The sequence below is a fragment of the Paenibacillus sp. GCM10012306 genome, from assembly GCF_042649265.1.
In the GTDB taxonomy this organism is placed as follows: Bacteria; Bacillota; Bacilli; order Paenibacillales; family Paenibacillaceae; genus Paenibacillus_AQ.
Genome location: NZ_JBHRYW010000003.1, coordinates 505,782 through 518,061 on the forward strand (window position 1 = coordinate 505,782; position 12,280 = coordinate 518,061).

The 12,280-nt window shown below is 41.8% G+C and carries 6 protein-coding genes; 5 read left to right on the top strand and 1 reads right to left on the bottom strand.

The features are described from left to right. The first annotated feature begins 27 nt into the window (after positions 1 to 27). Positions 28 to 3,321: an endonuclease gene (locus ACFORK_RS09605; RefSeq protein ID WP_379198069.1), complete on the top strand. Its 3,294-nt coding sequence runs from the start codon at positions 28 to 30 to the stop codon at positions 3,319 to 3,321. A gap of 115 nt (positions 3,322 to 3,436) precedes the next feature. Here ACFORK_RS09605 and ACFORK_RS09610 read toward each other — a convergent pair whose 3' ends face one another. Next, positions 3,437 to 4,762: an epoxide hydrolase family protein gene (locus ACFORK_RS09610; protein ID WP_379198071.1), complete on the bottom strand. Its 1,326-nt coding sequence runs from the start codon at positions 4,760 to 4,762 to the stop codon at positions 3,437 to 3,439. 303 nt (positions 4,763 to 5,065) lie between these two features. Between ACFORK_RS09610 and ACFORK_RS09615 the strand changes: the two genes are divergently transcribed. From ACFORK_RS09615 to ACFORK_RS09630, 4 genes are all read left to right on the top strand, one after another. Next, complete coding sequence (locus ACFORK_RS09615) at positions 5,066 to 7,285, top strand: AAA family ATPase (RefSeq protein WP_379198073.1); 2,220 nt, start codon at positions 5,066 to 5,068, stop codon at positions 7,283 to 7,285. Positions 7,286 to 8,205: 920 nt separating this feature from the next. Continuing rightward, positions 8,206 to 9,321, top strand: coding sequence for an SAVED domain-containing protein (locus tag ACFORK_RS09620; RefSeq protein WP_379198075.1), 1,116 nt, complete (start codon positions 8,206 to 8,208; stop codon positions 9,319 to 9,321). Between the two features lie 24 nt (positions 9,322 to 9,345). After that, complete coding sequence (locus ACFORK_RS09625) at positions 9,346 to 10,530, top strand: nucleotidyltransferase domain-containing protein (RefSeq protein WP_379198077.1); 1,185 nt, start codon at positions 9,346 to 9,348, stop codon at positions 10,528 to 10,530. Positions 10,531 to 10,540: 10 nt separating this feature from the next. Continuing rightward, entirely contained in the window at positions 10,541 to 11,185 is a 645-nt protein-coding gene (locus ACFORK_RS09630; RefSeq protein ID WP_379198079.1) for a hypothetical protein, read from the top strand. Positions 11,186 to 12,280 lie beyond the last annotated feature (1,095 nt).

The window sequence follows — 12,280 nt, forward strand, 5'->3', positions numbered from 1 at the left end:
CCGATCTATCACTAAAGGAGGAAGGGTATGAAGAAGCATTCAGATTGGAAAAAGAAGCTGATGAAAGGCATGTTCGCAGCGGCGGTAGCTGTTCCGTTGCAGTTGTTCGCATTCGGAACTGGTCCGGCGGCATATGCTGAGGGACCAGCCGATCCTGCGCCGTTCATTGAAGCCAAAATAGTCAATGAGAATGCGGGCAAAAAGATTTTGTTCGATAATACCCATGAGCAGACTGCAGGTGCAGCCGACTGGGTGATTGACGGTGCTTTTTCCGATTTTGGTAACGCACTTGCGCAGAATGGTTATTATGTCAAGGAGCTTCGCAAGACAACACCAATTACGTTAAGCGATCTTTCCGCTTATGACGTCTTCATCACAGCCGAAGCCAACGTGCCTTACAAAGCCAGTGAACAGCAGGCGATGGCGCAATACGTGCAGAATGGCGGTAGCATTTTCTTTATCGCTGATCATTACAACGCAGACCGCAACAAAAACCGCTGGGACGGTTCAGAGGCGTTCAACGGATATCGCCGTGGAGCATGGGAGAATCCGGCCAAAGGCATGAGCGTCGAAGAGGCTGCCTCTGATGCGATGCAGGGTGTGGTTAGCTCTGACTGGCTGGCGAACGAGTTCGGCGTCCGGTTCCGCTACAATGCGCTTGGGGATATCAATGCGACGAACATTGTCGCCCCTAACCAGTCCTTCGGCATCACAACAGGAGTATCGGCTGTAGCGATGCATGCGGGCTCCACCCTAGCCATTCTGGACCCGACCCGGGCTAAGGGCATCGTCTATCTGCCGCAAACCAATGCAGCCTGGCCCAACGCTGTGGATCAAGGCGTCTACAACGGCGGTGGCGTAGCGGAAGGCCCTTATGTGGCTGTTGCGAAAAAAGGGGCCGGTAAGGCAGCCTTCATCGGCGACTCTTCCCCGGTAGAGGATGCAACACCGAAATACCTGCGAGAAGATACGGGCGCCAAGAAGACAACTTATGACGGCTTCAAAGAAGTGGACGATGGCAAGCTGCTGGTGAACACTGTAAACTGGCTCGCCAAAAAGGAGAGCTACACGAATTTCACACAGATTAGCGGTTTGACATTGGATCAGCCGACGGTGCTTCACTCGTTCGAGGAGCCGGTGCTGTCCACCGAACCACAGCCTGAGCCATGGGCTGCGCCAAACGCCGGGTATAAATGGTATGACCGCAGTACGTTCAAGCCAGGCTCTTACGGCGGACCGACAACTAGCGCAAATGCCGTGTACAAATTCACGCACCAGGCTGTGTTGCCAAATGCACAGAATTTTAAAATTCGGGTGATTGCGGATAATTTGCCTGCTGGTTCTACAGTTTCTGGCTTCCAAGTGGGGATCTACCAGGTAAGCGGAGGCGCACAGATTGCGAAGATTCAGAATGATGACGGTACCTGGCCGAGCAACTATGGCTACAGCTCTAACTTTAGCTTGACTTCTGACCTGAATGGCCATGCCTTCAAGGATCTGACAGTACAGATCAAGCCAGGCACGACTGCTGCTTCGAACCTGCGGCTGCGCCTTAATGGTAACAACCTGACGACCGAAGCGGTGACACTGGGGAATGTTCCGGCCGAGCCTCTCCCGGCAGAGGAAGATCCGATTCCAGCCGCGATCTCCGTCAGCGAAGCTCGGAACAAGGCTACAGGAACACTGGTGACTGTGGAAGGAACTGTGACGACGGAGCCGGGTATATTCGGCGGTCAGAGTTTTTACTTGCAGGATGAGACTGGGGGACTGTATGTCTTTCAGAGCCAGAGCGGCTTTCATGCCGGTGATAAGGTTAAAGTGACAGCGCCTACTACTCTGTACAATACAGAGCTGGAGCTGTCCGATGTGGTACAGATTGCGAAGACCGGAACGGCAGCACTCCCGTTGCCGGTTTCGGCAACAGCGGTGAACGATGCTAATCAAGGTCAATTGCTCAAGCTGTCGGGTGTGACAGTAAGCAACATCGTCAGTGCGGCTCCGAGCGGTTCGTTTGAATTTGACGCTATAGCCGCAGATGGGACAAGCAATCATGTACGAGTAGATGCCCGGACGGGCATTACACAGAGCAGCTTCCCATATACGGAAGGGCAGAAGCTGGATATTACAGGTGTTTCCGCGATTTTTAAAGGCGTCTATCAGCTCAAGCCGAGAAGTCTCGAGGACTTCAATCTTGTAAAAGAGGAGAACGCCCCGGTGACGACAGTTACGCTGTCGTCACCGCCGGGGTCTTCTGGCTGGCTGAATCAGCCCGTTGAAATTACCCTGAAGACAGAACCTGCTACGGCAACCATCCATTACCTACTGAACGAAAATACGGACAAGGTGTATAGTGCACCAGTGAATGTGAAGGAAGATGGCCGGCATACGTTGACTTACTATGCGGTGCCAGGTAAGGGCAAGGCGGAAGAAGCCAAGACACTCAGCTTTAATATCGACACAACTCCGCCGACCGCAGTACTGACAGAGTCCGGGCATGCAGTTGTAGATGTGGAGGAAGGGGCCCAGCTTCAATTTGAATTGACCGCCAGCGATACGTTGTCCGGAGTTGCTTCCAAACAGCTTCTGCTGGACGGACTACCAATCACCGAAGGCCAGATCTTGAACGCCTCCGATCTGGGCGCAGGAGCCCATAAGGTTGAATACGTCGTTACTGACAACGCAGGCAATAAGGCTGAGAAGAGCTATTCTTTTCAGGTAACTAGCGGTGCTTCTCTGGCTACAGGCAAACCTGGACAGCCGGTGCTGTCCTCGAACAGCGGTTATGCCAATGGACTTAGCGACGGCAATTATACCGTCACCATGAACCTCTGGTGGGGCAACAATGGCACCAGTTACAAGCTTTATGAGAACGACGTGCTGATCGACAGCAAGTCGCTGAAGGATGCTTCTCCGTCAGCCCAGACCGCAAGTACGGAGCTGCACGGTAAGCCGAACGGAACGTATGTGTACACCGCAGAGCTGACCAACAAATACGGTACGACCAAGAGCAATATCCTCACGGTCACAATCCGCGACGCATCTCCGGGCAAGCCAGTATTGTCCCATGACAATTGGGATGGTGATGGCGACTATAAGGTGACAATGAACCTTTGGTGGGGCACCAATGGTACGGAGTATCGCTTGTATGAGAACGGTCAGCTTATCGACACGCAGGCACTGAACGCTGGTACACCATCGGGACAGAGCGCAGTGACAGACGTCAGCGGTCATGCTCCTGGCCTGTATGAGTACAAGGCCGAGCTAATCAATGCGGCGGGAACGACCGTAAGTGAGACGATAAAGGTAACGGTCAACCGTTAAGCAAATTAAATGTTGGTCAGTTGGTCATGACGTTAATAAAGAAGAGCAGCGCATAACTGGCTGCTCTTCTTTATGCATTGAAGGTAGATTATAGGCGTATTCCACTCGATCCCGACTAGCGTAACGAGTGGAATGCGGCGCGAAGTTCTGTAGTGAACAGCTCTGGCTGCTCCCAAGCCGCGAAGTGTCCTCCCTTGTCGAGCTTGTTGAAATACATAAGTTTGGGGTATGCGCGCTTTGCCCAGCTCTGCGGGGCCTGATAGAGCTCGTCAGGAAAGACGCTCACAGCAACCGGGATCTCGACGCCCTTGACGCCAAAAAAGGAGAGCTTGTTCTCCCAGTAGAGGCGAGCCGAAGAAATCGCAGTGTTCGTCAGCCAGTAAAGTGAGATGTTGTCGAGGACATCATCTCGCGAAAGGCCACCGGGGTGTCCGGCAAAGGCCTGCGAGATCAGTTCCAGACTTTTCGCGTCATGGTCAAGCATAAAGGCGGCCAAACCAACGGGCGAATCAGCCAATCCGGTCAAGGTCTGCGGGCGAGTGCCCATCATTTCAGCATAGCCGATGTGATTGTATACGTACTCTAGCTGCTTGTACGCACGCTTTTCGTCTTCTGAGAGACCGGAGGGCATTGGTCCTCCGCATTTCAGCGCCTTTTCAATATCGGGTGGAACTGTGCCAGGCATGTTGGAGTGAATACCGATCAATCCTTTGGGCTTCTGTACAGCCATCATATCTGTGATTATTGCCCCCCAATCGCCGCCTTGCGCCACATATTTATTATATCCAAGGCGCTCCATCAGCTCTGCCCAGGCACTTGCGATGCGTTCGGGGCCCCAGCCGGTCGTGGTCGGCTTGCCCGAGAACCCGTATCCTGGAATCGACGGAATGACCACATGAAAAGCGTCCGATTCCTTCCCACCATATGCCGTAGGATTGGTAAGCGGATCGATAATCTTTAGTAGCTCGATGATCGAACCGGGCCATCCGTGCGTGATGATGAGCGGCAAAGCGTCTTTATGCTTCGACCGAACGTGGATGAAGTGAATGTCCTCACCATCGATCTCGGTCTTGAACTGCGGCAAGGCATTCAACTTCGCCTCGACCTTGCGCCAGTCGTATTCCGACGACCAATAGCGCGCGAGCTCCTGAATCGTTGACAGCTGCACGCCTTGCGATTGATCAGCTACCGTTTCCTTCTCTGGCCATTTTGTCGCGAGTATACGCTGGCGCAAATCGGTAAGATCTGATTCTGGGAATTTCACATGAAACGGAGTAATCGCGTTCTTGTCTGTAGATTCCTTTAATAGCTCCTTTTGATTAGCTATGTAATCTTGGGAGGGTATTATCCCACCACTTGCTTTGACATTCGTACCCCAGGCCATCAATCCTAAAGACAGAACCAGAGTCATGGCCAAGCGAAACCAGTATCTGCTGCTCATAAGTAGAAACGCTCCATTCGGAAAGTATTATTGGTTACCCTTCCGTTAGGTTCCTCCGAATAGTAATTCTTATTCCATGTTCTCATACAGGTGCTTCACTAACAGCAGATATCAAATGGGACTAACGTAACCCGTCACTCACTTCCATAGAGAGCAGATGACAATCACAAAGACCTAAACTTCAAGACGTCTGTCGGAACGGAGGAAATTCGACAAAATTTTTCTATGGGAAAAGGTGGAAGGATGGTATAATAGACCCATGCTTTTTAGAAACATTAGTAGTCTGGAAGGAGTATGAAAATTGTGATTAAAGGGATTCACATAAAAAACGTTGCAACATATAATCATACCGGTGTTGTTTATGATGAACTTAAAAAAGTGAACTTTTTCTACGGATCAAATGGAAGCGGGAAGACGACATTATCTAATGTTCTCAAAAATGCGGAGAGCTTTCCAAACAGCGTGATTGAGTGGACATCACAGCCATTGAAAACATTAGTCTATAATCAAAAATTTGTTGAAGAAAATTTCCACCAAGATTCAGACATCAAAGGTATCTTTACATTAGGTAAAGAATCAGCCGATATTAAGCAATCCATTCTTCGTAAAAAAAACCTTATTGATAAAGTGGATGAGGAAATTAGGAGATTAACAGCAAACCTAATTATAAAACAAAGCGATTATGAAATGAATGAAGCTGAATTTACGGAAGATTGCTGGAAGCTAAAGAGAAAATATGATGACGTTTTTTCAGCAGCATTTACAGGTTTAAGAAACAATAAAAATAACTTTGCAAAGAAGTGTAAACAAGTACAAGCAGTAGACCCTATATGTGATCTTATTGATCTGAAAGAGCGGGCAAACAAGTTGTTTAGGGGAAGTATTGAGAAACTCCCCCTTATCGATACGATAAAGATAGACAGTCTTCATTCGATTTGTAATCACCAGATATTTCGTGATCAAATTATTGGGAAACAAGAAGTAGATATTGCAGCACTTATATTCAAACTTTCAATAAGTGATTGGGTGAAACAAGGACATCAACATATTGATGCAACGAATGGGATATGCCCATTTTGTCAACAGGAACTGCCAGAAAGTTTTATTCAAAAGCTCAATGATTATTTTAATGAAAATTACGAAAAACAAATGTTAGAACTTCATGATTGCATTGAGACCTATATCCGTTTAATTGATAAACTTGAATCTCAACTTTTGGAATTGATGACTAAACATGGAAATTCATATATGGAACTTAGCGTGATTAGGCAGCAGTATGAACTCATCCAATCTAAAAAAGAACATAATCTTGATTTAATCAAGCAAAAGCAAAGTCAGCCTAGCAAATCGATCGAACCTTCATCCTATGAATCGTTTGTTAATGTGGTTAACACAGAGATTGACAGAGTCAATAAAGAAGTCATGAAGCATAACGACTTTGTCGAAAATCGAGTAAATGAAGAGAAATTATTAATTAAACAGATTTGGGAGTATATTTTTAATGTAAATCAACAAAATCATGAAAAATATATTCGTAAAGAATTTAGTTCAGGAAGCGCGATTGCAAGGCTAACTAGTACCCTAGAATTAAAGAAGGCCGAAAAAAACACGTTAATTTTGGAAGTCGAAGGTTTAGAAGCGCAAATAACCAGCGTCATTCCTTCTGTGAATGATATGAATCGTTTATTGAAAGCATATCATTTTACCAATTTTAAGTTTGCTCATACACAAAATCAAGGGAACTATCGCTTGATTCGTTCTAATGGCCAGGATGTTAATCAGACTTTAAGCGAAGGAGAAAAAACGTTTGTCACTTTTCTTTATTTTATGCACTTATTAAATGGTAGTAACAACAGAGAGCGGATAACGGAAAATAAAGTAGTTATTATTGATGATCCGATATCAAGCTTGGATAGCAATGTGTTGTTTATTGTTAGCAATCTCATTTTAAAGCTTATAAATGAAGTGCGAAGTAATCTAAATAATGTTACCCAACTTTTTATTTTAACTCATAATATTTATTTTCACAAAGAAATAACCTTTAATAAAAAGAGGTCTAAAGGTAGAAGAATGCAAGACGAAACATTTTGGATCATTAGAAAAATCAATGATGTTACCGAGACTAAAACATACGAAATTAATCCTATTAAAAGTTCCTACGAGTTAATGTGGCAAGAATTAAGATTAGCACAAGACAGCTCTTCTATGACAGTCCAAAACATAATTCGTAGAATCATTGAAAATTATTTCAAGTTATTCGGAAATTACAGTGAAGATGATATATTAAATAAATTTGATGAAGAAGAAAAAGTGATCTGTAAATCACTTCTTTCATGGGCAAATGATGGTTCGCATTTTGCTGGTGATGACATGTATATTGAGCATCCAATGGATACGGTGAATAAATATTTGAGGATATTTGAGAAGATATTTGTAGTTACTAATCATCATTCGCATTATAAGATGATGATGGGAATTGATGAAAGTATTGAAGAGGGGTTGGATCAAACACAGATATCATGAAAGGATATGATTCAGTTCTAGTCACTTAGGAGGTTGCCTCCCATCGTGAGACTGTCAGTTCTTAGAACAATTCTGATAAGCGTTACATGTAACCAACTTGAAGTTTCCACAGGTGGCAATCCAGGATATGAAAAATATCCATAAAATAATCTTCTAAAATATCCTCGAATGCTATGAGCTGATGTTTCAAATCGTTAAATTTTCATTTATTGATTAGGCTGGTACTTAAATACAAATTGAGACTTGATCAGGTGTTAAGGATAAGATTAGAGGATGTTTACTTAAATGAGTCTTGAAAACCTAGATTGCGTCTTCGTGATCATCCTCCCGATAAACCATTCCAGAAGGTCTTATAACTGTAGCCCCTTCAAATAAAAATGTTCAGTTAAATACACCCAAGATTGGTTACTACCTTATATAGATTTCTAATACGACTTATTCGATGATAGATCAATAATACTAACAAACCCAAGGAAATATGGAAATAGAAACCCTAGAGTAACTGCTGAGGTGGAAACTCAAGTAGCTAAGACCTTTAGGATTTTCCCTCCAAGGCTTATCTTTTTATTGAATTTAATATGGTTGTGAACAGATGTCGGAGAAATGATAAAAATATGATTACTTTGAAAGTCACACTCTATGTGACTTTTTTGTTCTATGTATATGACAATAACATGGTTACATAGTTGATTAGATAATTACCTATTTGGACATGTAGTCTCAATTGTTAAATAAACAAGGGAGCACAAACTCCAAATTTTGTATTTATATTTAAAAATTCAGTATATAATTTTATTTGTAGATAGTTCAGAGGTGATTTGAATATTGAGAAATTTCACATATAAGGTCATGTGAACAGATAGAAACTATAACAGTAATTTCACGTATTACAATTAAATGAAAAAGAGGAGTAGTTTAGTATGTCAAGAACAGTACTACCAGAAAAGGTGAAAATAAGGCTATGGGGAAAGGCTTCAGGACGTTGTCAGTATGAGGGATGTAATAAGCCTTTATGGTACGATTCGACCACTAAATCTGAATTTAATTCAGCGTACATAGCTCATATTGTGGCAGATAGTCCTGATGGCCCAAGGGGAGATAAGAATCGCTCAGAATTATTAAGCAAAGAAATCAAGAACCTTATGTTACTGTGTGATACTCATCATAGAATGATAGACCGTGATCAAGTAGATGAACACCCAGAAGAAATACTGTTGGAGATGAAAAAAAGACATGAAGAAAGAATGGAAATGCTAACTTCTTTAACAGAAGAAAAACAGTCGTATGTTCTACTTTATGGTGCAAACATTGGGAAAAATGGTGCGAAAGTTAGTATGGAAAAAGCTATACATGCTATGTTACCTGAGAAATATCCTGCTGACAAAATGGGAATAGAGCTTGGTCTCAAAAGTAGTATGTTTAATGATAAAGAACAGATGTACTGGGCTATGGAAGCAGAAAATCTAAAGCGACAATTTAAAGAAAAAGTATCGCAGCGCAGTGAAATTGGCTTAAATCATATGTCTGTTTTTGCTTTAGCACCTCAACCACTGCTGATAGAATTAGGTAGATTATTATCGGATATACAGACCGCAGAAGTATATCAATTAAATCGTGAACCATGTGATTGGAAATGGCAAGAGACACAGTCTGAGGAATTCGAATACCGTCTTGTGCCGCCTGACACAATTACAAATATAGTTGCACTTAATATTTCATTAAGTGCAACTATAGATAATAGTCGCATTCGGGATGTATTAGGAAACGATGTATCGATTTGGACGTTAACGATAGATAATCCATATAATGACTTTTTAAAAAGTAAAGAGCAATTGAGATTATTTAGAGAAATGTTCAGAAAGTCAATGAATCAAATTAAAAGTTTGCATGGTCATAATAATGAACTTCATTTATTCCCTGCTGCGCCAGTATCTATAGCTGTAGAAGTCGGAAGAGCATGGATGCCAAAAGCTGATTTACCTTTAAAGATTTATGATGAAAATAAAGGGTTCAACCTTGTTTGGAGTATTGATTAGATATTTAAGGGAGTTGTTTCGAGTATGGATGAACGAAAAGAATGGATATTAGAGGAACTAGTTGAGAGATTAGACTTACCAGATTCAGCTTATGATAAAGCTAAAAAGCGATATGAGGATTTAGGGGAATGGTTTAACAGGGATAACTCTAAACTAAGTAGTTATGATGTTCATATATTCCCTCAAGGCTCTTTTATGCTAGGGACTGCTATTCGCCCTATTGGTGAGGAAGATGAATATGATTTAGATCTTGCATGTAAATTACGCCAAGGTATCAGTAAAAGTTCTCATACACAAGAACAATTTAAAAAAATTGTTGGCGAAGAGTTAGAAGCTTACAGAAAAGCAAGAGGAATTACAGAACCGTTAGTATCAAAACATCGTTGCTGGAGACTTGAATATCGTGACGATATTAGCTTCCACCTAGATATTGTCCCAGCCATACCACTTGACGAACTTAATAAAGCTATACTACTCGAGTCTATGAATAATAGGGGAACAAAAGAGAGCATTGCAAAAGGTGCATCTGAAAAGGCTATTTCAATTACTGATGACCGAGATCCGAATTATAATAAAATTGTTGTTGAATGGAATATTAGTAACCCTGTAGGATACAGCATGTGGTTTAATGAGCAAAACTACATAACTGAAAGTTATGCGTTATTAGAGAAAGCTCAAGTGGACGAGGTACCAATATATAGACACAAAACCCCCCTGCAAAGGTGTATACAAATATTGAAGAGACATCGAGATATTATGTTTGGAGATGACGAATCAAAGCCGATTTCTATTATTATCACTACATTAGCAGCAAGAGCCTATAATGGCGAAAGTAATATATACATTGCTTTAACTAACATTTTAGAAAAGATGGCTAGTATGATCAATAGTCATTCTCCTCGTGTTCCTAATCCTGTTAATCCAGAAGAGGATTTTGCAGATAGGTGGTCTATGCCTGAGTGTAGACATTTAAATTTAGAAGAGAACTTTACGATTTGGTTGCAGCAAGCTCAGAGAGATTTAAATAGTATAACGACATCGACAGATCCTGTGTTACTAACTGAATCTATTCTCAAAGGTTTTTCTGTATCTATAAATAGCGAGGATCTTAAGAAAAAACTTGGTTTAAGTGATTCATCAACCTTTTCTAGAAAACCAAAGGATCATTTTATCAGTGAACCTGCTAAACCATGGAAAGAAAATATTTAGGTGAACGTATATGAATTTAAATGGTGCTCTAGATTTTCTGAATGACTACCCAGAAATGGGGTTTCGACCCATTAAAAATGGGGAGTTAGTTCTTAAAGGGAATTTTAGATTTAGTGCAAATTATGTAGGTGGTCCAAAAATAGAAGATAGCTATGATCTAGAAATTTTAGTTCCTAAAAGGTTTCCATATGAACTACCCAAGGTTATTGAGTTAAAAGGGAAAATACCAAGAGATCATAATTATCATATTAACCCTGATGATACACTGTGTGTAGGTTCACCACTAAGAGTCATATTGAAAATTAAAAATTCGAATACATTGATTACTTATGCTGAAGAATGTTTAGTGCCATATTTATATGCCGTATCTTACAAGTTGAAAAATGGTGGTGACTTTATTTTTGGTGAACTTGAACATGGCAAAAAGGGAATATTGAATGATTACTGTGATATTCTAAATCTTACTAATCCAAAGCAAGTAGAAAAGGCGCTAAGATTACTTGGTATTAAAAAAAGAGAAGCAAACAAGATGCCTTGTCCATGTCAGTGTGGTAACAGGTTAGGAGCATGCGTTTTTCATCATAAATTAAATTTATTAAGAACTATTGCTCCAAGATCTTTCTATAAAAAACACTTATTAGAATTAAACTCGTGATTAACATTTGCTAAATAGATGTTCATTAATCTTTAAAATCGTGATAATTGAATCTAGTGTAAAATGAAAACTTTCTAAATTAAAAGCACACTGCTCTTATCCCCTTTTAGTAGATTCTCATAAAACCTTATGTGTTAACATGAGGAAATGAGTGACTTTGAAGGGGATTTTTGTATGGCGAAAAAGTGACCAGTCTTTCAATCGTACACAGAGGAATTCAAAGTAAAGGCTATTCAAACTTATCTCACTGGAGTAGAAAGATATAAGGTAGTCGCAGAGAAGTTGAATTACAAACTGTACCCAACTTAAAGTATGGGAAGGAAATATCGAAATGCAGAGCCATTTGATACACGCGAGGGTGCAACAAAAGCTATGAAAGGACGCCTTCGTACGACGTTTGCCAGTATCGAAGAAGAACGGGATTACTTAAAGGCACATAGGTGGATTACTTAGATAGTGATATCCAAATCTATTAACGGAGCGGCGATTGGACTTCAAGACAAAACGCCGTAATCGAGGAGTACGCGACCTGTATGGAGTTACCCGCCTATAATCCGTTGCAGGTCTATCTCGAACAAACTACTACAAGTGGCGAGGTAACACTCTCAGCAGACATAAGCTTATGAACAGGAGCATACAATCAAAGATCATATTTGGCCATTCACTTAGACCATCCCCATTTGAGTATCCTCGAATGCGAATAGCCATGTGGGAAGCGGGTTATACTGTTAACCATAAGAAGGTATGGCGGCTTATGGAGAGATCTAGATTCAGTTGGTCATTCGAAAGAAAAGGAACCGCTCCAACTACGCCCCTTCCGTACTTTATCCTAATGAATTAAAGCGACAGGTATTCTGCAGAAGCTTGGGAGCGATAATACGTATCTCTCGCATGGTACCCATGTTATTATAGTTGTCCGCCATTTAAGATCTTTTTAACAAAGAGACAAGTGTCTAAACGTAATGATGTAAAGTTGGTACTGGGTAGGATTGAACAATGGACGAAAAATAGACTTGTCCTAAGAAGTGTTTCATTTGGACCAAGGCCTCTAATACAACACACAAATAGAAGCATTCAGCGTCAAGGGCAGTACCC